The 24,998-nt window shown below is 59.3% G+C and carries 21 protein-coding genes; 16 read left to right on the forward strand and 5 right to left on the reverse strand.

The genetic code is table 11. The annotated features are described in order from the left end of the window. The first annotated feature begins 7 nt into the window (after positions 1–7). Together AMK02_RS16090 and AMK02_RS16095 are read left to right on the forward strand one after the other, a co-directional pair. Positions 8–1,525, forward strand: coding sequence for an FAD-dependent oxidoreductase (locus AMK02_RS16090; RefSeq protein ID WP_064804328.1), 1,518 nt, complete (start codon positions 8–10; stop codon positions 1,523–1,525). A gap of 338 nt (positions 1,526–1,863) precedes the next feature. Continuing rightward, a complete protein-coding gene (locus tag AMK02_RS16095; RefSeq protein WP_064806274.1) occupies positions 1,864–3,222 on the forward strand; it encodes a DUF882 domain-containing protein in 1,359 nt (452 codons plus the stop codon). Between the two features lie 612 nt (positions 3,223–3,834). On the opposite strand, the gene AMK02_RS16100 is transcribed toward AMK02_RS16095, so the two are convergent. Beyond that, positions 3,835–4,122 carry a DUF982 domain-containing protein gene (locus AMK02_RS16100; RefSeq protein ID WP_210303071.1) on the reverse strand — a complete coding sequence of 96 codons (288 nt, stop codon included), beginning with the start codon at positions 4,120–4,122 and terminating at the stop codon, positions 3,835–3,837. A gap of 271 nt (positions 4,123–4,393) precedes the next feature. Here AMK02_RS16100 and AMK02_RS16105 point away from each other — a divergent pair, with 271 nt between their 5' ends. The 3 genes from AMK02_RS16105 (at position 4,394) to AMK02_RS16115 (ending at position 6,067) form a co-directional block, all read left to right on the forward strand. Further along, positions 4,394–4,663: a BON domain-containing protein gene (locus AMK02_RS16105; protein ID WP_064804330.1), complete on the forward strand. Its 270-nt coding sequence runs from the start codon at positions 4,394–4,396 to the stop codon at positions 4,661–4,663. Between the two features lie 122 nt (positions 4,664–4,785). Continuing rightward, complete coding sequence (locus tag AMK02_RS16110; protein ID WP_064804332.1) at positions 4,786–5,181, forward strand: DUF1236 domain-containing protein; 396 nt, start codon at positions 4,786–4,788, stop codon at positions 5,179–5,181. Positions 5,182–5,278: 97 nt separating this feature from the next. Then, positions 5,279–6,067, forward strand: coding sequence for a DUF1236 domain-containing protein (locus AMK02_RS16115; protein WP_064804334.1), 789 nt, complete (start codon positions 5,279–5,281; stop codon positions 6,065–6,067). Positions 6,068–6,119: 52 nt separating this feature from the next. On the opposite strand, the gene AMK02_RS16120 is transcribed toward AMK02_RS16115, so the two are convergent. Next, the gene (locus AMK02_RS16120) at positions 6,120–6,608 is read right to left on the reverse strand and encodes a GFA family protein (protein ID WP_064804335.1); all 489 of its coding nucleotides are present in this window, start codon (positions 6,606–6,608) and stop codon (positions 6,120–6,122) included. A 223-nt stretch (positions 6,609–6,831) separates the two neighbouring features. On the opposite strand from AMK02_RS16120, the gene AMK02_RS16125 reads away from it, so the two are divergent. After that, the gene (locus AMK02_RS16125; RefSeq protein ID WP_064804337.1) at positions 6,832–7,158 is read left to right on the forward strand and encodes a GYD domain-containing protein; all 327 of its coding nucleotides are present in this window, start codon (positions 6,832–6,834) and stop codon (positions 7,156–7,158) included. A gap of 141 nt (positions 7,159–7,299) precedes the next feature. Here the strand turns inward: AMK02_RS16125 and AMK02_RS16130 are convergent, their stop codons facing one another. Continuing rightward, positions 7,300–8,298, reverse strand: coding sequence for an ABC transporter permease (locus AMK02_RS16130; protein ID WP_064804338.1), 999 nt, complete (start codon positions 8,296–8,298; stop codon positions 7,300–7,302). Between the two features lie 33 nt (positions 8,299–8,331). Next, positions 8,332–9,126 carry an ATP-binding cassette domain-containing protein gene (locus tag AMK02_RS16135; RefSeq protein ID WP_189637021.1) on the reverse strand — a complete coding sequence of 265 codons (795 nt, stop codon included), beginning with the start codon at positions 9,124–9,126 and terminating at the stop codon, positions 8,332–8,334. 187 nt (positions 9,127–9,313) lie between these two features. Between AMK02_RS16135 and AMK02_RS16140 the strand changes: the two genes are divergently transcribed. After that, a complete protein-coding gene (locus AMK02_RS16140) occupies positions 9,314–10,294 on the forward strand; it encodes an NAD-dependent epimerase/dehydratase family protein (RefSeq protein ID WP_064804342.1) in 981 nt (326 codons plus the stop codon). A 47-nt stretch (positions 10,295–10,341) separates the two neighbouring features. Then, a complete protein-coding gene (locus tag AMK02_RS16145; protein ID WP_064804344.1) occupies positions 10,342–11,334 on the forward strand; it encodes a sugar-binding protein in 993 nt (330 codons plus the stop codon). Between the two features lie 42 nt (positions 11,335–11,376). On the opposite strand, the gene AMK02_RS16150 is transcribed toward AMK02_RS16145, so the two are convergent. Further along, positions 11,377–12,252: a LysR family transcriptional regulator gene (locus tag AMK02_RS16150; protein ID WP_064804346.1), complete on the reverse strand. Its 876-nt coding sequence runs from the start codon at positions 12,250–12,252 to the stop codon at positions 11,377–11,379. 124 nt (positions 12,253–12,376) lie between these two features. On the opposite strand from AMK02_RS16150, the gene ampC reads away from it, so the two are divergent. From ampC to AMK02_RS16190, 8 genes are all read left to right on the forward strand, one after another. Further along, positions 12,377–13,531, forward strand: a complete 1,155-nt coding sequence (ampC, locus tag AMK02_RS16155; protein ID WP_082929673.1) for a class C beta-lactamase — start codon at positions 12,377–12,379, stop codon at positions 13,529–13,531. Positions 13,532–13,903: 372 nt separating this feature from the next. Further along, the gene (locus tag AMK02_RS16160; RefSeq protein ID WP_064804350.1) at positions 13,904–14,884 is read left to right on the forward strand and encodes an NAD-dependent epimerase/dehydratase family protein; all 981 of its coding nucleotides are present in this window, start codon (positions 13,904–13,906) and stop codon (positions 14,882–14,884) included. A 139-nt stretch (positions 14,885–15,023) separates the two neighbouring features. Beyond that, positions 15,024–16,202, forward strand: coding sequence for a glycosyltransferase family 2 protein (locus AMK02_RS16165; protein WP_064804352.1), 1,179 nt, complete (start codon positions 15,024–15,026; stop codon positions 16,200–16,202). Next, a complete protein-coding gene (locus tag AMK02_RS16170) occupies positions 16,196–19,198 on the forward strand; it encodes a glycosyltransferase (protein WP_064804354.1) in 3,003 nt (1,000 codons plus the stop codon). The genes AMK02_RS16165 and AMK02_RS16170 overlap by 7 nt, the downstream gene beginning before the upstream one ends. 4 nt (positions 19,199–19,202) lie before the next feature. Then, positions 19,203–20,279, forward strand: a complete 1,077-nt coding sequence (locus AMK02_RS16175; protein WP_064804356.1) for a glycosyltransferase family 2 protein — start codon at positions 19,203–19,205, stop codon at positions 20,277–20,279. After that, on the forward strand, positions 20,276–22,039 hold the full coding sequence (locus tag AMK02_RS16180; protein WP_064804358.1) for an ABC transporter ATP-binding protein: 1,764 nt from the start codon (positions 20,276–20,278) through the stop codon (positions 22,037–22,039). Before AMK02_RS16175 ends, AMK02_RS16180 begins: the two co-directional genes overlap by 4 nt. Continuing rightward, positions 22,029–23,138, forward strand: a complete 1,110-nt coding sequence (locus tag AMK02_RS16185) for a glycosyltransferase family 2 protein (RefSeq protein WP_064804360.1) — start codon at positions 22,029–22,031, stop codon at positions 23,136–23,138. The genes AMK02_RS16180 and AMK02_RS16185 overlap by 11 nt, the downstream gene beginning before the upstream one ends. Positions 23,139–24,335: 1,197 nt before the next feature. Further along, positions 24,336–24,542 carry a hypothetical protein gene (locus AMK02_RS16190; RefSeq protein ID WP_004676311.1) on the forward strand — a complete coding sequence of 69 codons (207 nt, stop codon included), beginning with the start codon at positions 24,336–24,338 and terminating at the stop codon, positions 24,540–24,542. Positions 24,543–24,998 lie beyond the last annotated feature (456 nt).

The following is a 24,998-nucleotide window of genomic DNA, read 5'->3' on the forward strand; positions in this document are numbered from 1 at the left end:
GTGCGCCATGAATGTGAGCGATGAAAGAACTGTCTCCTTGTGGGCCTCGCTCAGGGTTATGCCCGACGCCACTCCACTCACTGGGAATGATGAGGCCGATGTCGTTGTCATCGGCTCCGGAATTGCCGGCTTGTCGGTAGCCTACGAACTCGCCCTTGCAGGACAGAAGGTTGATGTCATCGATCGCGGCCAGATAGGCAGCGGCATGACGGCCCGCACGACCGCGCATCTGTCATCCATATGCGACGACTATTTCTCCAAGTTGATTGATCTTCGAGGGCGCGACCTGGCTCGCCGGTTCTATGAGAGCCAATCGGCGGCGATCGACCGTATAGAGGCGATCCGGGGGACCGAAGGTATCGACTGTGACTTCAGACGTGTCGACGGGTTCCTGTTTCCATCGTCCCAAGGAGAGGAAACCGATCTCAAACGCGAATTCGACGCCGCACTGCGAATCGGCGCCGCGGTCGAAAAAGTCACAGGCCTGCCATTTGCAGGGTGCTCTGCGACACCCGCGCTTCGTTATGCCAGTCAGGCGACATTCCATCCGCTCAAATATCTCCGTGGGCTGACGGCGGGCATTCGCGCTCGCGGCGGCAAACTCTTCTGCGACACAGTGGTCGAGCAGGTCGAAGAGACCGAAGGCGGTGTTCGTGTGTCGACGGACTCCGGCTTCAGCATTACCGGCAAATGGGCAGTGGTCGCCACCAACTCGCCGATCAATGACCGTGTCGCCATTCACACCAAGCAAGCGCCGTATCGGACCTATGCGATGGCCTTCGAGATCGAACGCGGGGCGATCGCAGATGGGCTCTATTGGGACATGGAAGATCCCTATCATTACGTGCGTCTGCAACCCGGTGACGGCGCGACGGACTTTCTCATCGTCGGCGGTGAAGACCACAAAACAGGCGCCGTCGACGATGCCGGAGAGCGCTTCGCCGCCTTGACGGCCTGGACCCGGCGTCTGATGCCGGATATTGGAGCCGAGACCCATCGCTGGTCTGGGCAGGTGATGGAGACGATCGACTACGCCGCCTTCATCGGCCGCAATCCCGGCAATCAACGCGTGTTCGTCATCACCGGCGATTCCGGCGAAGGCATGACCCATGGCGTGGTCGCTTCACTGTTGATCCGCGATCTCGTGCTCAATGGCGACAGTCCGTGGCGGGAACTTTACGAGCCCTCGCGGAAGACGCCCCGGGCGATCGGCGATTACCTGATGGAGAATGCGACGGCGATCAAGAATTTCGCAGAGTATGTCGCGCCTGGCGAACTCGATTCCGTCGACAAGTTGCAGCCTGGTGAAGGCGCCATTGTCCGGGAGGGGCTGACCAAGATCGCCGCCTTCCGAACAGAGGCTGGGGTGCTCTACAAACAATCGGCATCTTGCACACACATAGGCTGCCACGTGCACTGGAATTCCCTTGAGCGCTGCTGGGATTGTCCTTGCCATGGCTCACATTTCGCCGTCGACGGCACCGCTTTGAATGGCCCGGCTGTTTCGCCGTTGGCCGGCATTTGATAGTCCCTTTTGTTGCTCATTCAGGTCCCGCAGGCGGGCAAGATGATCAGACGGCGACGGCCAGCCTGAGCGGAAGGTCGTGCCCTGAAACTGTTCTTCACGCATACGGGCGAGAGGGGCGCGACGGAAGGTTCGATCCAAACCGCCTCACCCAGATCAAGCTTAAAGTGGTGCGCACATTCACGAGCTTGACGCCTCGGGCGGCCCACATCTTCAATTCGCCAAACCTCCACATGCGCTCGTTAGCATTTTGTTGACCATAAGCTGGCTTTACTAGGCCTGATGGATGCGGAGGTTTCCGCCCGTCGTCGAATGTTTGGTGTGGGACGGGATTGTTCGTGTTGGAGTATTCACAGGGTTTATCGGGTGAAGCCTTGGGCGGAATTGCCGCGCTCCTGTCGCGTGCCAAACGCTTCGCGGCGCAGACCGTTCTGCCGGCTCTGTTTGCGCTACCGGCACTTGCCGGTTCTGCATCCCTCGCCTCGGCGGAAGATCGGGCGCTGAAGCTGTTCTTTACCCATACGGGCGAAAGGGCGACGATTACGTACAAGCGGGATGGAAAGTTCGATTCAAGGGGCCTCGCCCAGATCAATCGCTTTCTGCGCGACTGGCGAAGGAATGAGCCGACCCGGATGGATCCGCGGCTGCTCGACCTGGTCTGGGAGGTGTATAAGAAGAGCGGCGGCAAGGATTATATCCACGTTGTCTCCGCCTATCGTTCCCCTGCCACCAACAACATGCTGCGCAACCGCTCGCGCAGCACTGGCGTCGCCAAGAAGAGCCAGCACATGCTGGGCAAGGCGATGGATTTCTACATTCCCGGCGTGAAGCTTGCGACACTGCGTGCCATTGCCATGCAGATGCAGGTCGGCGGTGTCGGATATTATCCGACCTCGGGATCGCCCTTCGTGCATCTCGACGTCGGCAATGTCCGGGCCTGGCCCCGCATGTCCCGGCAGGAACTCGCGCGCATATTCCCGAATGGGAAGACGATGCATCTTCCGGCCGATGGCCGGCCCCTGCCGGGATATAATCAGGCGGTTGCGAACTACAGGAAGCGCGTCAGCTCCAGCGCGATCGAGATCGCCGGCACCGCCGGAGAAGACGAAGATACGGGAGCCTCCGCCACCCCGAGCGGCGGCACCACGGACAAAAAGCTGGTGACGGCGCTGCTGCCGACGTCGAGAAGCCAGGCCTTGGATGCGCTGGCGCAGCAGACCGGCGCGGTCGAGCGCGATGACAAAGGCTCCGTTCCCGACCTTTCATCTCTCCCGATTCCGATACCGGCGATGCGCCCCCTCGCCCTCGACGCGGGCGCGGACGATAAACTGGTGACTGCCTCGATCGGCCCGATTGCAGCACTTCCGGAGAGACGGCCCGCATTGCCGGCTCACGCTCGTTTCCATCCCGTCGTTGCCGCACAGCAGACCTCCAGGCAGGGCGCCGACATGATCGCCTCCCTGCCGATGACCGCGTCCTGGGAAGAAGCAGATTTCCTTGGATCGACGTCCGAAGCGGCGCTGATGCAATGGGCGCTGCATTCTCCCGGCGCGGCGATTGGATTGAGCGCTCCTCGCCTTTCCCCACGCACGGTCCATCGCGAGGCGAATGTCGCGGCTTCAGACGAGAATCCCGTTCCGGTCGCCGCCACAGGTCCGTTCGACGCCAGCCGGTTTTCGTCGCTCCCGGAGGGGTGACCACAGGAAAACGACAGGTGCATAGGGGCCGGAAGGCGTTTCTAAGCTTGCGCCAGAGAATTGCTCAGTTGCTGTGGGGACAAGGCGGAGAGCCAATGGTGACACTGAAATAACGGAGATGCTCTTCTCTCCGTTTGCGATCAGATCGACAGAGCGACCAAAATGTTCCAACGCAAGGTTTTAAATATATCACCACTCGCTCAGCGTTTATGAGCCGTATCAACAAGATCATAAGTCGCAGGAACTTCTTCAATGCCGGCGAGTTAAGAGTGCGGATGTGATCCTCGCTCAGTCGACTTCGCATTTGTCCTTTCCAACTCTTTGCAGCCCCGCAATCCAGCGGGGCTTTTTTTCAGAAGTACTTTACTCTGTACGACACCGTACGGAAACTCTTGCGACCCGCGGGCGTTTCTTGCTTCGGATCGCGCAGAGGGAGCCTCTCCTGTCTCCCCGCGCACCCCTATGCTCTGTGCGATCCACATTACCCCCGAGACACCGTTCTGACATCCGATTGCGAGCTGCGGCAGGGCAGCGGCAAGCTATCGCCGGCCGCCCCACCATTTCATCCGGCCGAACGGCGCTGTGCATATGCCGCCGGCTCATCTCACTGTCTCAGTGAACGACCGCGATCACCCGTATTCCAGCTTCCTCCGCGGCGCGAATGAGTGCGGCGCGCGCCACATCGGGCGAAATATTGCCCTGGATCGCATCCAGGCAGGTCTTTACAGCCGCAATATATTCCCGCCCGTCATCCGTCGGCCAGGCGGCGATAAGCGCGCCGGCGACCTCGCCGAGCGACCGGACCAGCCTGTGTTTTTCCTGGCCGCCCATTACAAGCATCAGAGGCGCGAAGTCTTCGCTCGTGTGCCAGTCCACGATACCGACCGTCTGTATTGCCATTCGTTCATTTACCCTCCACAAGAAACCTTTCCCATCCGCTGAAACGCGGACGCCGGGATCGGCAGGTTGGCGCTTCGCCAGGAGGTCCCGGCGGTGCTTCGCGACGACCAGGACCTTCCCGAGATGTCCTTCAATCGGACGGGAAGCATCTAAGCCAGGTGATGCCGGGGAAAAGCCGGACCTAAGTCGGACTGGAAGGGCGGCACCTGCTGTTCATATAACAGATGCATGTAACCTGCAGGTCCGTGGAGGGGCGGAACGGGAGGAGGAGATGAAGTTCGGCCCCAACAACAACCACGAAGAGCGCTTTTCGCAAGGCCACAGTTCGGCAGCAACCATCGCAACAATCGAGGCAGCCCTTTCCGCTGATCCCGACATCGACAGCAGCGCTATCGAAGTCAGGATGCTCGGCCCTGTCGTGCTGCTCGAAGGCTATATAACAAAGCCCGCCGACCGCGAAAAAGCCATAGCACTTGCCGCGATGATCGTCGGTGAGGAGAATGTCCACGACCGGATGCTGAGCCGTTTCTCCACGCAGTAGCGAGGGGTCGACGGCTGGGACCAAGGTCGGCTAAGCCCCGGCCTCAAGTCCTAACTCCGGAACCGTTCCTCCATTAGCCGGTTGGCACTCCAGCGGAACCAACCGCATCAATGGAGCAACAGATGAATATCAAAGCAGTAACAACTGCCGCTGGCATCCTGCTGGCGTCGGCGTCTGCCTTTGCGCAGCAGTCGACGGTCACAGGTGCGGTCGGTGGCGCCGCGACGGGTGCGATCGTCGGCGGCCCGGTGGGTGCCGCCGTCGGCGGCATCGTCGGCGGAGTCGCAGGCAGCGTCATCGATCCGCCGCCGCCAAAGGTGGTGACCTATGTCGAGCAGGCTCCCGTCCCGGCTGAACGCGTCGTGGTGAAGGAGAAGGTCGTCGTCGGGCAGCCCCTGCCGGAGACCGTCGTCGTGACACCAATTCCCGACGATCCGAAATATGCATATGCGATCGTCAACGATCAGCGTGTGATCGTCGAACCTTCCTCGCGGACCGTCATCCAGGTCATCGAGTGACCAACAGGCGGCAAAGCCGCCATTCCAACAATCAGGGCGCGCATGTCACGCATGAGGATGCGGGCGGCATCGCGTGTTCGAACTTCGGAGAATGATCATGAAAAGCAACCATCTCACCATGCTTCTGGCTGCGCTGTCGCTCAGCGTCTCGCCGCTTGCCACACTGCCGGCCGCGGCCCAGCAGGACACGACCAAGAGCAGCGGCCAAGCCCAGTCCGGTTCTCAAAGCACGGATTCCGGTTCGCAATCCGGCGCCGGCAAGACCGACTGCACCCCCGATGCTTCCGGGGCCTGCCCGCAGGGCAAGGGTCAGACGACACAGCAGAAATCCGGCCAGGGCTCCGACATGAAAAAGAGCGCTGAACAGCCTTCGAACGACAACAGCTCGACGAGCGGAAGCACCCCGGGCAAGGCTTCGACGGAAACCAAGCCCGCATCGCCGGACGCCAGCGGCGCCACCACGACCGAACAGAAGCCCGCCGCCAAATCCGGCACCACCACCACGCAGAGCGGCGATACGTCGAAGCAGCCGAGCGATCAGAATGCGACGACGACAAACAAGAGCTCGTCGGAAACCAACGTCAACAACAACACGACGACCAACAACCAGACGAACACCAAAACCAACGTCAAAATATCGGTCGAGCAGCAGACCGAAATTCGAACGGTCGTAAAGGAGGTCCGTGTCAAGCCGGTGAAGGAAGTGGACTTCACGGTCTCCGTCGGGGTGAAAATCCCGAAGAAAGTCCGGCTTGAACCGCTGCCGCCACGCATCGTCAAGATCGTGCCGCAATATGAAGGCTATCGCTTCTTCATCCTTGCGGACGGCCGGATCGTCATCGTCGATCCGAATGCTTTGACGATCGTCTACATCATCGAGGCTTAAACCGGCAGGCGGTTCCGGCGGCGTTATTTTCGCCGCCGAGCCCGCCCCGTCATCACCTAGCGTCGACCGGCGGCCAGACGTCGGTTTCGTGATCCGGATGTTGGTGGTTCGTGCTGCTGATCCGCAGACGCATTTCCGGGTTACCGGCATAGGTGGGAGAGTCACCGGGAACATCTCTCAGCCCGGAATACCAGACAACGCGGCTCTCATTGCCGTATTGATTTTCCGGAGGTGCCTGGTTCGGATCATCCAAGGTGCCGACAAGAACGCCGATGTCGTCGCCATCCGGATAATCGAAGGTCAGCGGCGTGCCGCAGGCGGCGCAGAAGCCGCGCCGCCCAACGTCGGAACTCATGAAATAGCTGATCGTGCCGCGCGTGACCCGAAATGCCGGCTTCAGAACCGGGCAGATGATCGCAAACGGTCCGCCGACGGCCTTCTGGCACATGCGGCAGTGGCAGACATGGACATTCTGCGGTCTTTGGCTCAGCGCATAACGTATCGCGCCGCACTGACATCCGCCGGTGAAATCGACATCCATGGTCCATCCCTCGCTTTCTGAAGCCTCGAAGCCAATTGAAAATAGAGTAGCCAGGCATATCGGCTCTTGTCACAGGTTTTTGCCGGATACCTACGGAGCAACGAGTTTCCGCGTGGGAAAGATCAACAAACCGCAGCAGCCTCTATCCGATACGCACATTGAGTGACTCGCCTTCCACCCGGCTTGGGCGTTTACTCTATCGCTCTGGCGGAGGAAGCAGACCATGGCCATGTATCTCACGCGCTTCAGCTACACGCCCGAAACCTGGGCGCGCATGATCGAAAACCCTGAGGATCGCCGGGAGGCGGCACGCAGCTATATCGAATCCGTGGGCGGCAAACTCCACGGGTTCTGGTACGCCTTCGGCGAGCATGACGGATGGAATTTGTGGGAGGCGCCCGACAACGTATCGATGGCGGCCGTCACGCTTGCGATCGGCGCCGGCGGCGCGCTCAGCTCTATTGAGACCAGCGTGCTCCTCGAGGTCGAGGATACGATCCGGGCCTTGGAAAAGGCAAAGTCGATCCGGTACCGTCCACCGGCAGCATAGGCCGGTGCAGCAGCGCCGCCAGCAAGACGAACTCTTCGGCGCATCCCAAACCGGAACTGCTTATAAGGCCAGTCACTGAAAGACAAAATACGTCATTTTACAGAGCATCAGCGGTGGCCGATATGCCGACGCCGATGAAGCCTACTCGCTCTGCCTGAAATTCCGGATCCGATCGAACAGCACCGCCAGCACGATCGCGCCGCCGATAAAGGTCCCCTGCCAGAAGGCGTTGATGCCGAGCAGGCCGAGGCTGTTGCGGATCACTTCGATCAGCGCCGCACCGACCAGGGCGCCGAAGGCGGTGCCGACGCCGCCGGCGAGATTCGCGCCGCCGATGACGGCGGCGGCGATGACCTGCAGCTCCATGCCGGCACCGATATTGGTGGTGACGGCGCCGAGCCAGCCGGTCTGGACGATGCCGGCAATGCCGGCGGACAGCGCCGAGATCATGTAGACGGCGACCTTGATGCGGCGCACCGGAACGCCGGTCAGTGTCGCGGCGTGTTCATTGCCGCCGATGGCGAAGATATAGCGGCCGAAACGCGTCCAGCGCAGCACGAAGCCGGTCAGCAGCGCCAGTATGATCATGTAGAGGACGGGATTGGCGATGCCGAGGAACCAGGCGCCGCCGCCGAGTGCCAGGAGCTTGTCGTGATCAGGGCCGAATTGGAAAACCACGGTGTTGTTGGAGGCGACCATGGCCAGGCTGCGCGCCACCGACAGCATGCCGAGCGTCACCACGAAGGGCGGGAAATCGAGATAGGCGATCATCGCGCCATTGAAGGCGCCGACGACAAGCGCCGTGCCGATCGCGGCCGCTATGCCGATTTCGATGCCATAACCGGCATGCATGGTGACAGCCAGCACCATGCTGCAGAGGCAGAGCACCGAGCCCACTGACAGGTCGATGCCGCCGGTGATGATCACAAGCGTCATGCCGAGCGCAATGATCGCGACGAAGGTGACGTTGCGGGTGATGTTATAGAGGTTCTTCGCCGTCGCGAAGGAATCGGTGGCGAAGGACAGGAAAAGGCAGGCGAGAATGACGGCGACCAGCACCCAGAAGGTCTGGCTGCCGACAAACTCCGAAAGCCGGCTTCGCTCTCTCTGCGCAATCGTCTGATCAAGGGTAACTGCCATTGCTGACCTTCTTTTCTGCCCGTGTCGCGCCGCTCAAACCTGTTCGATGGCGCCTGTTATCAGACCCGTCACTTCCTCCGGCGAACTCGACGCGATCGATTTGTCGGCGACTTTCCGGCCGCGGCGCATGACGATCACCCGATCGGCGACGGTAAAGACGTCCGGCATGCGGTGGCTGATCAGCACGACCGCGATGCCCCGGTCGCGCAATTCGCGGATCAGGTTCAAGACCTCGGCCACCTGGCGGACCGAAATCGCAGCGGTCGGCTCGTCCATCAGCACGATCTTCGCTTCCGACAGCATGGTGCGGCCGATCGCCACCGCCTGCCGCTGGCCGCCCGACATCTGCTTGACGAGGTCGCGTGGGCGGGTTTCCGATTTCAATTCCTTGAAGATCTCGCCGGCGCGCCGGTACATCGTCTTGTAATCGAGCACGCGGAACGGGCCGACACCGCGGCGGAGCTCCCGGCCGAGGAAGACATTGGCCGCGGCGGTCAGATTGTTGCAGAGCGCCAGATCCTGATGGACAATCTCGATGCCGTGCTGGCGCGCCTCGACCGGCCGGTGCATGACGATCTCCTTGCCGTCGAGCCGCATCGTACCCTCGCTCGGCCGGAAGTTGCCGGCGATCATCTTGACCAGCGTGCTCTTTCCCGCGCCGTTATCGCCCATCAGACCGACGACCTGGCCGGCTTCGAGCGTAAACGACACGTCGTTCACCGCCTGGATGGCACCAAAATGCTTGGAAATATTGGTAAGTTCGAGAACCGCTGCCAGCCGACCACCCTCCCCGGAACCCGCAGGCTGCCGTCGCGCACCGCACGCCAGCCACCTGCAATCTCGCTCTCCCGATCTCCTCCCGAAAAAGCGATTATGATCATTTACGCAAATGGCCGAGGAATGGTCAATAAAATCTCGGCCTAACCGGCCCGCTCAAGCAAAAATCTACTTCACCGCGCAAATACAGATTGACGCCGGAAACGCTGGGATATTAGCTGTTGCTGGGAGAGAGACCATGCTGATCCTTGTCACCGGGGCTACGGGCAAGGTCGGGCGGCGCTTCATATCTGGGCTGCTTGACGAGCCGAAGTTTTCCAATGCACGCATTCGCGCGCTTTGCCACAACCGCGTGATCGAAGAGTCCGACCGCATCGAGGTCATCAAGGGTTCGATCGCCGACAGCGCCGTCGTGACAGCGGCGATGGCGGGCGTCACCCATGTGCTGCATCTCGCCACCTGCAAAGAAACGCCTGACGATGTGATGGATGTTACCGTCAAGGGGCTGTTCTGGCTGCTCGAGGCCTTTCGCCTAAACCCGACAGCGCGCCAGTTCATCCTCATCGGCGGCGATGCCGGCATCGGCCATTTCTTCTATCGTCACGACGGGCCGGTGACCGAAAAGACGCCGCATCGGGCATATCCCGGCTGCTACGCGCTCTCCAAGGTGCTTGAAGAGGTGATGCTGGAGCAGTTCGCCATCCAATACGGCATAAACAGCTGCTGTCTGCGCGCGCCCTGGATCATGGAGAAGGACGATTTCAAGTTTACCCTCTCTTTCGGCGACGACGTGTTCGGCGGGCCGGATTGGAAGAGCCTGGTGCCGCCGGCCGATGCGGAACGTTATGCGCGCGACGGCACGGTGCCGCTGCTGCGCGATGCCGACGGGCGGCCGCTGAAGCGCAATTTCGTCCATGTCGACGATCTCGTCTCCGCGATCCTGGCGGCGATCGACAATCCGCGTGCCGTGGGCCAGCTCTTCAACATCGCAATGGATCGGCCGGTCGATTACGGCGAAGTCGCCGCTTATCTCGCCCGCACGCGCGGGCTCGGCTCCGTCGACATCCCGAGTGAATACCACTCGAACTGGATGGATAACAGCAAGGCGAAGTTCCTCCTGGACTGGCGCCCCGTCTACGATCTGGAAAAGCTCATCGATTCAGCCTGGGAATACCGGCGTTCAAGGGAGGAGCCTCGTATCGTCTGGTATCCCGGTTGATAACAGGGCGGACGAAGGCGTCCGCCTTTTCAAAAAGGGAGGAAGCTATGAGGAAGGCATTATTGCTGGCTGCTGCTGCAGTCCTGGCGTTCACGGCCGGTGAGGCCATGGCCGCCAAGAAGCAGCTGGTCATCGTCGTCAAGGGCCTCGACAACCCGTTCTTCGAGGCGATCAACCAGGGTTGCCAGAAATGGAACAAGGAAAACGCCTCGGCCGAATATGAATGCTTCTATACCGGCCCGGCATCGACCTCGGACGAGGCCGGCGAAGCGCAGATCGTCCAGGATATGCTCGGCAAGGCCGATACGGCGGCGATCGCCATCTCGCCGTCGAACGCCAAGCTGATCGCCCAGACGCTCAAGACCGCCAATCCGAGCGTACCCGTCATGACGCTCGATGCCGATCTGGCGGCCGAAGATTCGGCTTTGCGCAAGACCTATCTCGGCACCGACAACTATCTGATGGGCGCCAAGATCGGCGAATATATCAAGAAGGCCAAGCCGAAGGGCGGCAAGATCTGCACCATCGAAGGCAATCCCGGCGCCGACAATATTCTGCGCCGTGCCCAGGGCATGCGGGATACGCTGAGCGGCAAGAAAGGGCTCGATGCCCTGAAGGGCGAAGGCGGCTGGACCGAGGTGGCCGGCTGCCCGGTCTTTACCAATGACGACGGCGCTAAGGGCGTGCAGGCGATGACCGACATCCTCGCCGCCAATCCCGATCTCGACGCCTTCGGCATTATGGGCGGCTGGCCGCTGTTCGGCGCCCCGCAGCCCTATCGCGACCTGTTCAAGCCGATGGCCGACAAGATCGGCAAGAACGAGTTCGTCATCGGCGCCGCCGACACCATTGGCGATGAAGTGGCGATCGCCAAGGAAGGCCTGGTAACCGCGCTCGTCGGCCAGCGGCCGTTCGAAATGGGCTACAAGGCCCCGACCGTGATGATGGACCTGATCTCGGGCAAGAAGGTCGATGATCCGGTCTTTACCGGGCTGGACGAGTGCACCAAGGATACGGTCGACACTTGCATCCAGAAATGACGCCTCAATCGGAGCGCCCATTCCGGTGGGCGCTCCCCTGGATTACCTTTCGATTTCCGAAAAGATCCAGTCGGAAAAAGCGCGCATGGCCGCCGTGACCGGCCGCGACTGCAGGCGCGTCAGCCAATAGCTTCCGAGCGAGATGACGGTGGCGAAGGGCTGCACGATCGCACCCGAGCAGAGGTGCCTTGAAAACATCGAGGGCGGGGCGAGCGCCACGCCGAGCCCCTGCAGAGCCGCCTCCATCATGCCGACGGAGGAATCGAAGACGATGCCGGCATTGACCTGGGCGGCCGGCGGCACGCCCGTGGCCTGGAACCAGGTGCTCCACTCATCCGTGCGATAGCTGCGAAGCAATGTCGCCCCGGCAAGGTCTGCCGGCGATCGGAGTTCGTCGGCCAGTTTCGGGATGCAGAGAGGCGAAAGCGGCGCTTCGAACAGGCGCTCAGCCTGCGTGCCGTGCCATGAGCCGCTGCCGAAGCGGATGGCGAAATCGAGCCCTTCCGCCGCCGGATCGACGCGGTTGTTGTTGGTGGAAATGCGCAGATCGATGAAGGGATGCCGGCGCTGGAAATCCGCAAGCCGCGGCAGGAGCCAGCCGACGGCGAAGGTTCCGACGACACCGAGGAACATGAGCTCGCGCACCTGCCCGGCCTCGATCCTGTCGAGCGTCTTCGCCATCTGGTCGAAGGAGGCGGTGACCGTTGGCAGCAGCGCCTCGCCTTCCGCGGTGATCTTCAAGCCGCGGGGAAGGCGCTGGAACAGCGCCACGCCCAGCCGCTTCTCCAGTCCCTTGACCTGCTGGCTGACGGCCGCCTGGGTGACACAGAGCTCGATTGCAGCGCGGGTGAAGCTCAGATGTCTGGCGGAGGCTTCGAAGGCGCGGAGACTGTTCAGCGGGAGGAATGGACGAACCATGTAAGCCCTAGATTTTCTTTTATCTCCCGCGAGATATCATCGTTTGTGATCGGAAAACAGCGCCTTTAAACGCGGTCTGAGTGCGCTTCAAGCTCTGTTGACCGACCTTTGGAGGATGACTGATATGAAGATTATTGGGATAGGAATTTTATCGGCCGCTTTGATCCCGGCATGTGCTTGCGCAAGCGGCTTTGCCGCCGATGCCGCGAAAGTGCGGACGATCGTCGACGCCGCGATCAAGCCGGTCATGGAGAAAAACGCCATCCCGGGCGTTGCCGTCGGCATCACCGTCGATGGAGAGCAGCATGTCTTCACTTATGGCGTCGAATCGAAGGAGACCGGCCGGCCGGTGGCGCCGACGACGCTGTTCGAACTCGGATCGATCAGCAAGACTTTCACTGCGACGCTGGCATCTTACGCTGACGCGAAGGACGAATTTTCGCTCGACGGCAAGGTGAGCACATATCTGCCGGCGATGAAGGGCAAGCCGTTCGGCGATGTCGCGCTGATCAATCTCGCCACCCATACCGCCGGCGGATTTCCGCTGCAGCTGCCCGATGACGTCAAGACCGAAAAGCAGCTGCTTTCCTATTTCGCCGCCTGGCAGCCCTCCTACGCGACGGGGACGCAGAGAAGTTACGCCAATCCGAGCATCGGCATGCTCGGCTACATCACGGCGAAGGCCATGGGCGGCGATTTCGCCGCCCTGATGGAAGGCAAACTGTTTGCCGCTCTCGAATTGAAGAGCACCTTTATCAAGGTGCCGAAGTCGCGGCTGGCCGATTATGCTCAAGGCTATAAGCGCAGCGGCGAGCCGGCGCGGCTGACGCCGGCTCTGCTTTCCTCCGAAGCCTATGGCGTGAGATCGACGGCCGGCGACATGATCCGCTTCGTCGGCGCCAATATGGGCCTGGTCAAACTCGACGAAACGCTGCAGCAGGCGATTGCCAGGACCCATACCGGATATTTCAGCGTCGGGGCTATGACCCAGGATCTGATCTGGGAGCAATATGCCTATCCCGCCACCCTGGCGAGCCTGCTCGAGGGCAATTCGGCCGCTATGCTGAAGACAATTCCGGTCTCTGAGCTCAGGCCACCGATGAAACCGCGTGACGACGTCTGGATCAACAAGACAGGCTCGACCAACGGCTTCGGCGCCTATGTCGCCTTCATTCCCAAGGAGCGCCTCGGCATCGTCATCCTGGCCAATAAAAATTATCCCAACCAGGATCGGGTCGCCGCCGCCTATCAGATATTGACCGCGCTTGCGGTCGACTGATCGGAAATGGGCGCAATCGGCGTGACGGACGCCGGAGCGGGCTGTTTGCGCGTCGGCCTTGATGCACACCGACGGCAATGCGCTGAATCAAGTGATCGTCTCGAGTCGGACCTTAGCCCGATGCGCGACTGCACCCTTATGATAGAGAGCGCTTGGCGACTGACGGACATGCTGTAGTCGAGCCGGCTGCAGCATGTCCGTCAGTCCGCAACTTCGCCCCGCAGTACACAGGGTGATACTACCTTAAGTACTGCAAATTAATAATTAAGATTAACGCGCGAGTATTTCTTAGAATTTCTCTAAGCAATTGCCAGTCCTTATAGGGAATGCTAATAGACAGTTACTTTTTTGAAGTCATCAGGGGCAATGCAAATGAAAACTGTATTGATTTCGGGCGGAGCTGGTTTCATCGGATCGCATCTGTGCGATCGACTTCTGCTTCGGACTGACCTTCAGAAACTCGTCGTTGTAGACAATCTTTGGACCGGACTTTTCGAAAACATCGAGCACATCAAGGACCCGCGTTTCCACTTCGTGAAATCGGATGTCGAAACGCTGCAGACCTCCGATAAATTCGACGAAATCTATCATCTTGCCTCACCCGCATCGCCGCCCTGGTATATGAAGGAGCCGAAGCGGACGATTTCCGCCAATCTTCTCGGGGCAATGCGGCTTCTCGATCTTCTGAAGAAGGGCGGTCGTTTCGGCTTTACCTCGTCTTCCGAAGTCTATGGCGATCCGCTTGTCTCGCCGCAGCCGGAATCCTACAAGGGCCAGGTCGACTGTACCGGGCCACGCTCGTCCTACGACGAGAGCAAGCGCTGCACGGAATCGCTGCTGTTCGAGATGCAGCGCACCCAGGGGCTCGACGTCAAGGTCATCCGTCCCTTCAACATTTATGGCCCCCGCACCCGCGCCGACGATGGGCGCGCGGTCTCCAACTTCATCACCCAGGCGCTCTCGGGCCGCCCGATCACCGTATTCGGCGACGGTCTGCAGTCCCGCAGCTGGGGTTATGTCGACGATATCGTCGACGGCTTCGCCCGTTATTTCTGGATAAACCAAACCGACTATAAGGGGCCGCTGAATATCGGCAACGATCGCGAGATTTCGGTTCTCGAGGTCGCGCAATATGTCTCCCGCCTCGTCGGCGGCGTGCCGATCGTCTTCGAGCCCTCCCCCCCGCAGGATCCCACCAACCGGCGGCCGGACCTCAGCAATGCGAACTACGTCATGCCCGAGTGGTCGTGTAAGATCAGTTACGAGCAAGGCGTGGCCCTGACGCTCGAATGGTTCAGGGAAAAAATGAAGGCCGAGAAGCAATCATCACAGCTGCGCAGCGCACATCGTTGATGCTGACGGCTTGGGGCGACGCGCGGCCTTTCGGACGCGCGAAGGGTGCCGATATTCTGAACCGGCGCATCGTGCCCGTCAGATCAGCCCGATCTAGGGCCGATGCGCAAGGTTCAAGGGTGCGATCGAGAGAGCGTTGATGCGAGAACCAATTCCGGCTGATCTGAAGGACATCCGCTTTCCCGTACCAATTCGCTATCTGGATCTCGCCTCGGCCGAGGTCGATACCGGCTCATCCGCCCTTTCCGAGGGGTTGGTGATCTTTCTGTCGGATGGCATTCCTGTAGGACAGGCCTATGTCGACAAGCCAGAGAACACGGCCGCACTCGCCTTGCGCGTCGTGCAGCCCGAGACGGTCGAGCATGCACATCAGGTCGCGCAAATCCCGCTCAAAAATAACGACGTCAGTATTCTGATCTGCACCAAGGACCGGCCCGACGAGCTGGCCCGCTGCTTGGCATCCATCCCCAGACAATCTCTTCCGCCGGTCGAGATCGTCGTTGTCGACAACGCATCGGCCGGCGATGGCACGCGTCGTGTCGCAGAGGCAGCCGGCGCCACCTATGTCCGTGAGGATAGGATCGGCCTCGACTATGCCCGAAACGCTGCCGTGCGCGCGGCAACGACGGAATTCGTCGCCTTCACGGACGACGATGTGGTGCTTCACGAACGATGGCTCGAGAACCTGATGAAGGGGTTCGACCAGCCCGAAATCGGGTGCGTCACCGGCCTCGTCCTTCCCGGAGAGCTTTCCACGCCCGCGCAGCTGATATTCGAAAGACACTGGGGGTTCGGCCGAGGCTATCGGCGCAGGGACTTCGATCGGCACTTCTATCGCCGGCATAAGCGGCATAAAAATCCCATGTCGATGGTCGGCGCAGGAGCAAGCCAGGCGTTTCGTCGCAAAGTGTTCGATGAATGCGGATTATTCGACGTCCGACTCGGCGCGGGGGCGGCTGGGTGTTCGGACGACTCCGAATTCTGGGATCGGCTTCTCCATCATGGCCATACTTGCCGCTACGAGCCGACCGCGGTTTCGTGGCATTTTCACCGCAAGGACATGGAAGGGCTGGCAAAACAGATCCATCAATATATGAAAGGCCATGTCGCTGCGCTGCTGATCCAGTACCAGAACACCGGCAAGCTGGGCAATCTGCGCCGCATGCTGATGTCGCTCCCCTGGTATCATCTCAAAAGGTTCGCGAAGCGGCTCGAACGCGGAGCGACTTCGGACAACTTCTTTCTGAAGGAAGAGGTTCTGGGGAGCCTGCAGGGCGCATTTTATCTTCTCGGCCGCTGGAAAATGCAGCCATGGTGACGGCGTCGAGACCTGCGATCTCCTTTCTCATCCCGGCCTATAATGCCGCCGGTACGCTGTCGGATTGTCTGGGCAGCCTGCAAAATCAGACGATATCGAACTGGCAGGCGGTCGTGGTGGATGACGGCTCGACCGACGGGACTTGGGAGGTCCTTGAAAGCCTTGCCAACGCGGACGGGCGGATTACGCTTTACCGTCAACCGAATGCCGGTGCCGCCGCCGCACGCAATGCAGCCGCTCAGCTTGCCGCTGCGCCTCTCCTCTGCATGCTCGATGCCGACGACTGGCTGGATCCCGCCTTTAACGAAAGCATGCTGCCGATCGCCAGCAACCAGTCTCAGCCACTAATCGCCCATTGCAGCTATCGCCGCGTCACGGCCGACGGCCGGATGCAGAAGATCGAGCAGGCGCATGATCTTACCGGAGATCGTGCAATCCAACAATTTTCGTCAATTTGCGCTCTGGCCATTCATACGGCAGTCTTTCCCAAGCGCCTTTTTACGGAACTGGGCGGCATGGATGTCACATTACAAACCTGCGAGGACTGGGATCTCTGGCTTCGCATGGCGTTCGCCGGGGCTCGATTCCAGCGGGTGGACAAATGCCTGGCCTTCTATCGCATGAAGGCCGGCTCTCTGTCGTCCGATCCAATCAGGATGATGCGGGACGCGATTGTCGTGACGGAAAGGGCGCGGGCCTTGCAAGTTGAGCGGAGCTTGCCGACGCAGGGCGAGGACGACGCTTGGCCGAAGCCGGCCCTTAGCCAGCTTCGCGTCTTCATTTGGATCGCGTCGATGCATCTTTGTGCGGAAACCGATCCCAAGGACCTGGCCGAGCTTCTGCCGGAATTTCCCGATGGCTCGGGCCACGAAGACATGATGGCAGTGGCCATCCTTCATGGGTTGCAGACGGGCCAATCGGTTGAGAATACTGCCGCCTTGATCGACCTGATGGACTCGTGGGCACCGGCAGTCGCGCGGCTCCTCGCCCTCATCGAAAGCCATTCGCTGGCCGGAACCGCACGAAAGACAGAGCAGCTTCTTGCCTGGCGGCTTTCATCAGAAGCCGTCTCGCGTTCTTTTAAGCTCGGACGCGTCCAGGCTGTGGGCGTCGATGTCAACAAGCTCGCGAAGATTACCAAGGCCGTCGACGCCGATACGCTGGTACTGCAGCTTTCGTCCGGACAGAAACATATCGGTGCCCACGTGGGGCCGCTATGGGGAGATCTGTCGGTCGGCGCATTGGTTCGCCTGATCGTCCGGGACATGCATGCAGGCGGTCGGCTGCCCACGCCCAGGACCTTCGCCTATGCGCGCCACTGGTTATTCGAAACCTTGCGTAACTATAGAGGCTTCCTTGGGATTCTTCGTCGGGGAGGACGACGGCGGGGACGCCTCGGCCGCCTTGTCCAGTCAACGCGCGACGCAGCTCTTATAAAATCTCTGGCAGGCGACGGGGAAACGGATGACCAGCGCCTTTCGAAGGCAGATTGGCAGAATGAGCGCTTGCATGGCGCGGTGTTAGCCGAGCGCCGCGGAAAAAAAACGGGAAAGGAAGCCCTTTTGTCAGAGGCCGCTTCCAAAGAGGAATATTGGGAACGGGTCTTTGAGCATCCCGACCCATGGAACTACGTGTCGATCTACGAACAGGTCAAATACGAGCAGACGCTGGGCCTTGTCCCGGAAGGGATAGGCAAGGCATTGGAACTTGCCTGTGCGGAGGGGATATTCTCCGCCAAGCTTGCGCAAAAGGTCGGGACGCTGACGGCAACGGACATCTCGCGTCGTGCGATCGAAAGAGCATCCGAGCGGTGCCGAGAGTGGGGGAATGCCGAGTTTCGTGTCCTGGACTTCGCAGGCGACGAGATTCCTGGCGGACAGGACCTGATTGTCTGCTCGGAAGTCCTCTATTACATGGATGACGAACAGGTCTTGGAGCGGGTCTGCCGAAAGATTGCCGCAGCACTGAAGCCAGGCGGCTGTCTGATTACCGCTCACGCCCATCTCCGGCGAGACGAGCCCGAAAGGACCGGTTTCGATTGGGACAATCCGTTCGGTGTCGGCACCATCAGGAAAGTCTTTTCGAACCTGCCGGACCTTACCCTGGAAGAAACGATCGAGACCGAGCTTTACGCCATTCATCGGTTCCGCAAGCGTGAAACGTCCGTACACACAATCCGGATTGAACGGCACGGTGTCCCATTGGACACGGAGGTGGCCAAAAACATCATCTGGGGACCGGCCGGTGTCGAACGAGCGGCGGCGTGGTCGAACGAAGTGACGACCTCGATCCCGGTGTTGATGTATCACAGAATCGCGCGCGAAGGTCCCGATCGGCTGCGGCGTTTCCGGATCGCGCCGGAGATGTTCCGCCAGCAGATGCAGTTTCTCCGGCGGCAGGGCTACTATGGGCTGACGGCCGATGCGCTGGCCCATCTGCTTCAGGTGGGAAAGCCGATACAGGGGCGGCCGGTCGTCCTGACCTTCGATGATGCCTATCTCGACTTTTTTACCGAAGCCTATCCCATCCTTGTAGAGAACGGCTTCAGCGCCGACGTCTTCGTCGTGACGGACAAAGTGGGCGGCCGATCGGATTGGGATGCCGCTTACGGTGAGCCAGCCCCCCTAATGTCTTGGAACGACATTGAGGATCTCCATCGAAAGGGCATCCGATTTGGGTCTCATCTGGAAACCCACACGCCGGCGAGTGCGCTGGATAACGCCACGCTACTGGCCGAAGCGGTTCATTCTCGCAAGACGCTGGAGAACCGGCTCGGCGCGGCCACGACATCTATCGCTCTCCCCTTCGGCTGCACCGATTTCCGTGTTCCCGGAATTCTGGCCGAGGCGGGATATCAAATTGGCTTCACCACCAGGCCTGCAAAAGCGGGCTTTTCGGACAAGCTGCTGTCACTCCCGCGCCTTGAGGTACGCGGCGATTTACCCATCACGGCGTTTGCCGAACTGATGGGTCATCCCAACGCCTTTATCGGATAATGCCATGATCATTGACCCTCCTTTGGTGACCGTCATCATTCCCGCGTACAATGCGGAAGCGACCCTCGTGCAAACGCTGCGAAGCGTCTCGGCCCAAACCTATGAACACCTCGAGATACTCGTCGTGGACGATGGATCGCGGGACGAAACATTCGAACTGGCGACACAATATCGCCTTTCTGACCCGCGCGTTCGTGTCCTTCGCCAACAAAACGGCGGCGTCGCCCTTGCCCGCAACTACGGTATAGAAGAGGCCCGCGGCAGCTACATCGCACCGATCGATGCCGATGACCTCTGGCACCCTCTAAAAATCGAGATGCAAGTCCGCGCGCTCGGGAAATTGTCGACAGGCCACGGCGTCGCCTACAACTGGTACGCGGCAATCGACGGGAACGACGTGATTTTCAGCCATTCGGGTCCCGTGCTCTATGAGGGCGATGTCTTCGAAATATTGGTCGGGGAAAATTTCATCGGCAACGGCAGCACCCCCCTCATGCCGCGGGCGGAAGTCCTGGCATGCGGGGGTTATGATTCTGCCCTGCGTGATCAGGGAGCCGAGGGATGCGAGGACCTGAAGCTCTATCTCGCATTGGCTGAAAGACTACCCTTTGCAGTGGCTCCCGATTTCCTGACCGGTTATCGTTTTACCGCAGGCAACATGTCGAGCAACGCCTCGCGCATGCTGAAATCCCACGCTCTGGTGATGGCAGACGTGAAGCGGCGCCATCCCGATCTTGCCGCCGCCGCCACCCGGGCGGAATTCCACACGGCGTGCTGGTATTTCAAGAAGGCGTTTGCCGGCGGCAACTACGGGCAGGTCAGGAAAGTGGCGTCTCTCCTTGTCAGGAGATTCCCGTCAAGGCTTGTCGGCCAGGCTGTCAGGCATCTGTGGGGCCAAGCGAAGCGGCAGCGCAGGAAACTGTTGAAACGGATACGTCGTAGGTCGCACGCGTGGCCGAAAGGGGCGGCTCCGAAAAGCGTGGCGCTCCCCATCAGCGGCACGTCGTTTTACGACCTTGTCGCAGCCACGCCGACAATAAGGACAGGCGAGCTCATCAAGTCCCGGATGGATCATTTATGATGACGCTACGGAAACCCGTTCTCCGCAGGTCGTGGGGCGCCTTCAACGTTATTGTCGCAGCGCGTTTCCGCGAACTTCTGGAGCTCGTTCCCTCGCTCCGGTTGAAAACCTCCGTCCTGATCGTCATCGGTATCCTGACCGGGCTATCGGAAATGGTGGGGATAACCTTGCTGGTCAGCCTCGTTTTTGCCCTCAGCCAACAAAGCCCTGCTTCCGGGTCCGTCGCCTGGCTACCGGCATACTTTGGCGGATTGGAATCTTCCATCACGAAGTCGATGCTAGTCGCCGTGCTGATCTGCGCGATCATCCTGAGGATCATTCTGGGCTTCGTCAACGACATCATCGCAAGCACCGTAAGCCATCAGATCAGCGAGAGTATTCGTCACCGTCTTTATGCAAAGATTCTGACGATCCCCTTCCAGCGATTTCAACGCTATGAGCGCAGCGATCTGATCAATGTCATCGCCACCGAATCCTATTCCGTGGCCTCAGCTCATACCGGCCTTGTGCGCCTGGGAATCAGTCTCGGGACCATCATCATCTTCGGGGTCGGAATGCTCGTAATGGCATGGCCGATTGCTGTGCTCGCGGTGATGTTCGGCGTCGTCCATAACCTCAGCCTCGGCTTGTTTGCAGCTGCCTATCGCCGTCTTGGCGCCGCCAGTCTTTCGGCTCTGGAAGAATTGACCCATCTGAGCTGGACCACATTGCAGACGTTAAAGGCGGTGAAGAGCTTCGGTCTGGAAGACGACCACAAAGGTATTTTCGAAACCTTGTCCAAGACAGTGGGGGAAACCTGGCGCCGTTCGGATCGGATGGGGGCAGCAACGTCGCTTCTGAGCGAAACGTTGACATTCGGGGTGATCCTGACGATCATCCTGTCCTCGCAGGTCCTGCCGGTCGATTTTCGGGCCGCCCTGTCTGCCACGATACTTCTTTACAGGCTCCAGCCACATATCAAGCAATTCGATTCCCAGCTGCTGCGCTTGCATGAAATCGAAGCCTCACTGCAAAACGTGCTCGCGCTGATCGCGGAACAGGACGACGCCAGGAAAACTGCAGGCGGAGAGGAACTGCGACATCTAAAACAGGAGATCGTTTTCCACGATGTATCCTTCTTCTACGAAGAGGCCAGAGTGCCTGCCGTGCGTCATGCCAGCTTCTCGATCAGGGCAGGCGAGACCACGGCTCTGACCGGACCCAGCGGCTCCGGCAAAACGACGATCATCAACATGCTCCTCGACCTTATTCAGCCGACCGAAGGCCGGATCACGATCGATGGCAAGGACCTCTCGACTATCGAGCGATCCAGCTGGCTGCGCCTGCTCGCGGTCTCGGGCCAAGACGTCGAGCTTATGGATGGCTCCGTCCTCGACAATATCCGCTTCCGTCGCGACATCCTTGAGGAGGATGTCCGCTGGGCGGCAGATATGGCCTGCGCCACCGAATTCATCGAGAATCTGCCCTACGGCTTCGACGAATGGCTGGGCGACGAAGCGATCCGGCTTTCGGGTGGGCAACGACAGCGCATCGGTCTGGCGCGGGCGCTGGCCGGTCGGCCCGACATATTGCTCCTGGACGAAGCGACCAGCGCACTCGACGAGGAGACGGAGGGGCGCGTGCTCTCCCTACTGCTCAGGGAATATGACGGCCGGACCCTGATCGTCGTCAGCCATCGCCCGTCGGTCGCAAGGTTGATGAAGAACCGGATCGACCTGCGTCCGGCCACAACAGCGGATGGGTTGCTCTATGGCGGCTGAGCCTCTATCCGGATTGACGGTGGCAGTCGTCATCCCTGCCTACAATGCCGAAGAGTTCATCGCCGCCACACTTCGATCGGTTGTCGACCAGACCCATTCGGCACTCGAAATCATCGTCGTGGACGACGGCTCCACCGACGATACCGCATCGATCTGTCGCGAGTTCGCCGCAGCTGATCCGAGGATCACGATCCTGTCGACCGAAAATCGCGGTGTAGCCGCGGCGCGCAATGCCGGGATCGAGGCATCCAGGTCCAGCTATATAGCCTTCATCGACGCGGATGACCTATGGCACCCCACTTATGTCGAAAGGATGCTGTCAGCGCTCCATCCCCTGCCGGACGCGTGGGGTGCAGTATATGCCCTTCACCGTTTCGTCGATTCCGAGGGATATTGCACGAAGTCCGGCTCTTCGCTCAACGCTCGGGAATCCATCCTCATTCGCCACCTCGTCTTCCGCTTTGTCGGCAATGGCAGCGGCTTCATGGTGCGCCGCGCCGTCATAGACAAAATCGGCGGCTACGATCCGAGCTATGCCGATCGAGGAATTGGAGGATGCGAAGACTTCGATTTCGAACTCCGCACCGCCGAGCATTTCAAGATCGAGGCGGTGCCACTCGGTCTGGTGGGCTATCGCGTTCATTCCGCAGCCATGTCTGCCGACAGGTCTCGAATGGCGCGGTCGCTTTTGGCAGTGACCGAGCAATGTGTCTCCCGCAACCCGGAACTTCCCGCTTTCGTCGTCAGCTGCGCCCACACCTCGGCTCACCTTTATGCATTCTCAAAATTTGCAGCGTTGAAAGATTGGCACAGCGCCGCCACCTCGCTTAGGCACATCTATCATCATAGCCCCCTGCTTGCTGTGGCCGTCATAATCAAACTGATCTTTTCAAAAGCCAACAGAGCCACAAACAGGGCTTTGGCCAAAGTCCGGCCGGCCAGGCAATCAAAGCAGAAGTATTTTAAGAAATTCGAGGAACTAGATCCCCTTATCCCGCTGGTCGGCGGATGGTCACGCTTCCGGACGAAGGCCTTGTTCCGGCGCTTATCGAAGATCGACCGGTGCGGCGGAGAGTCCGTTGCGACCTCGCGAAGATAGAGCAATCTCCGCCAATCGAGAGAGAACGAAAATGCTTCGGAAGGCCGGCACTTTCCACTCCGCTGGCGACCATCTCATTATTTTGAAGTACAAACTTCAAAAAATACAAACGTTGGCATAACGAGAAGACAATAAATTGTGGGAAAAACATAACTATCCAACAATAATCCGTGACAGCATCGACTTTAACAGCAATCATATCTTCGTACTGTGCAGGCAATCTTATCCGAGGACCCGTCACCACCCCGGCGGGTCCTCAAACTTTGCGAAGGTTGGCGCAGAATAAACAGTGAATCCTGCGTTGGACGACGAGAAATCCGCGATATCGACAGGACCAAGGCTCCCGTTTTACAACGCATCGTCTCGGCCAACATTGCAATTAATTCCGAATGCTTCCACTCAGCGACCCCGGCACATAGCAAGAAGTCGTCATGCAGGCGATATTATTATCTATTATAGTCCGTTACATTGTCTATACTATTTTTTCAGTCACTACATCCTACAGCAATTATTAGAAAAACCTCATTCAGCTTATAATAGATATTTAAATACAACTTTTACATGAAATAGATATTTTTACCTTTTGGTAAATTTTTATTAATATTTTACTCATCCATGGGATTGTTAAATTTTGTACCCCGCAGCCAACAGGGATGAATTCTTTCAGAAAAGAGTAAAACTGCCGACGTTATTTCCGTTTGCCTTGTCGGCAGCGGCGTGACTAGCCGGCATTGTAAACGAGGCGGCCACGACCGATTGCCCGACAGTGTCCGGACTGGCCGGTTCCAAAGACCTGGCGACGCAATTCACATCAACGAATGATGATCTGGAGACGAATGAAACTTTAATATGCCGGCAAATCAAAGGACTATCACAGTTCATCACGCCACTGGCCACACCGGTACAAGGGCAGCCTTCGACTGATCATGACAAGTTCTCCTGATGATCCGAGACCCTCGGAATGACAAGCCGCAGCCTAGGAGACGACCAGCTTCGGTCGAGCGGCTCCCCCGACATGGAACGATGAACCCTCCAGCACGAAAGACCTCACCTCACTCAACGGGCTGAATGTCCGGTTATGGCCAAACCTGTGTCGAAATGGTCGCACCCGCCGTCGAATTAACCGTTCATAAAGCATTTGCTTGCTCAACTTATAATTTGTGTCATGGTCACTGCAAGTAGTGAGGAGCCGACCTGATGAGTGATATGGCATCGCAGATTCCGGAATTTGGTTATGATGAACGCGTGATGATCTGCCGGAAACAGATTGAGAAGGCGGTTTATCAGTTCATTGCAAACACGAAGGTCGAGGGGTGCGATCCGGCGGAAGTCGCAATGGCCATAGCGGACATTGCCGACGATTACATTTTACTGCTGGCACAGAAGCGCAATTTGACCCATTGAGATCAGGGATCGGCCAGGCTGGCCGGTCGGCAGACGACCGCTGAAACGAGAATCGTCGCCGTCTCCTTGCCCGGAGACAACGTCAACGAAACCGCTTACCATTCATTTGAACCTATCTTTTATGCAGGGCGTCGAATAAGTTCTGAACGAGCGTCCGGCGGCCCGCGAAATGCCGGGGACCTCTTCGAAGCCAACAATTCAGATGATTGCCGATACATTGGGCCTGCAGGGCAGCTCGTATTCCCCGGCAGCACCCGTCTTTTGAATCGATCAAGCCCCACTATTCGCGACCCATCACCGGTACAAGGCGCCCATAACCTCGAAGCCCACGTTAATTTTCACGGGTTATCCAAAGTTTTGAAGCAGCGAGGCGCCGCCCGGCACATCGGCCCGGAGCCGCAATCGATTTTCGGAAAGCGCGATTCATAGATCAGGGTGTTGTTAAAGCGTCCTTTG

The sequence above is a fragment of the Rhizobium sp. N731 genome (genome assembly GCF_001664145.1).
Lineage (GTDB): Bacteria > Pseudomonadota > Alphaproteobacteria > Rhizobiales > Rhizobiaceae > Rhizobium > Rhizobium esperanzae.

Excerpts from the sequence above, each read along its gene's own strand:
- AMK02_RS16090 (WP_064804328.1), top strand. The coding sequence starts at position 8 with ATGAATGTGAGCGATGAAAGAACTGTCTCCTTGTGGGCCTCGCTCAGG.
- AMK02_RS16100 (WP_210303071.1), bottom strand. The coding sequence starts at position 4,122 with ATGGCAATACAGACGGTCGGTATCGTGGACTGGCACACGAGCGAAGAC.
- AMK02_RS16105 (WP_064804330.1), top strand. The coding sequence starts at position 4,394 with ATGAAGTTCGGCCCCAACAACAACCACGAAGAGCGCTTTTCGCAAGGC.
- AMK02_RS16110 (WP_064804332.1), top strand. The coding sequence starts at position 4,786 with ATGAATATCAAAGCAGTAACAACTGCCGCTGGCATCCTGCTGGCGTCG.
- AMK02_RS16115 (WP_064804334.1), top strand. The coding sequence starts at position 5,279 with ATGAAAAGCAACCATCTCACCATGCTTCTGGCTGCGCTGTCGCTCAGC.
- AMK02_RS16120 (WP_064804335.1), bottom strand. The coding sequence starts at position 6,608 with ATGGATGTCGATTTCACCGGCGGATGTCAGTGCGGCGCGATACGTTAT.
- AMK02_RS16125 (WP_064804337.1), top strand. The coding sequence starts at position 6,832 with ATGGCCATGTATCTCACGCGCTTCAGCTACACGCCCGAAACCTGGGCG.
- AMK02_RS16130 (WP_064804338.1), bottom strand. The coding sequence starts at position 8,298 with ATGGCAGTTACCCTTGATCAGACGATTGCGCAGAGAGAGCGAAGCCGG.
- AMK02_RS16140 (WP_064804342.1), top strand. The coding sequence starts at position 9,314 with ATGCTGATCCTTGTCACCGGGGCTACGGGCAAGGTCGGGCGGCGCTTC.
- AMK02_RS16145 (WP_064804344.1), top strand. The coding sequence starts at position 10,342 with ATGAGGAAGGCATTATTGCTGGCTGCTGCTGCAGTCCTGGCGTTCACG.
- AMK02_RS16150 (WP_064804346.1), bottom strand. The coding sequence starts at position 12,252 with ATGGTTCGTCCATTCCTCCCGCTGAACAGTCTCCGCGCCTTCGAAGCC.
- ampC (WP_082929673.1), top strand. The coding sequence starts at position 12,377 with ATGAAGATTATTGGGATAGGAATTTTATCGGCCGCTTTGATCCCGGCA.
- AMK02_RS16160 (WP_064804350.1), top strand. The coding sequence starts at position 13,904 with ATGAAAACTGTATTGATTTCGGGCGGAGCTGGTTTCATCGGATCGCAT.
- AMK02_RS16165 (WP_064804352.1), top strand. The coding sequence starts at position 15,024 with ATGCGAGAACCAATTCCGGCTGATCTGAAGGACATCCGCTTTCCCGTA.
- AMK02_RS16170 (WP_064804354.1), top strand. The coding sequence starts at position 16,196 with ATGGTGACGGCGTCGAGACCTGCGATCTCCTTTCTCATCCCGGCCTAT.
- AMK02_RS16175 (WP_064804356.1), top strand. The coding sequence starts at position 19,203 with ATGATCATTGACCCTCCTTTGGTGACCGTCATCATTCCCGCGTACAAT.
- AMK02_RS16180 (WP_064804358.1), top strand. The coding sequence starts at position 20,276 with ATGATGACGCTACGGAAACCCGTTCTCCGCAGGTCGTGGGGCGCCTTC.
- AMK02_RS16185 (WP_064804360.1), top strand. The coding sequence starts at position 22,029 with ATGGCGGCTGAGCCTCTATCCGGATTGACGGTGGCAGTCGTCATCCCT.
- AMK02_RS16190 (WP_004676311.1), top strand. The coding sequence starts at position 24,336 with ATGAGTGATATGGCATCGCAGATTCCGGAATTTGGTTATGATGAACGC.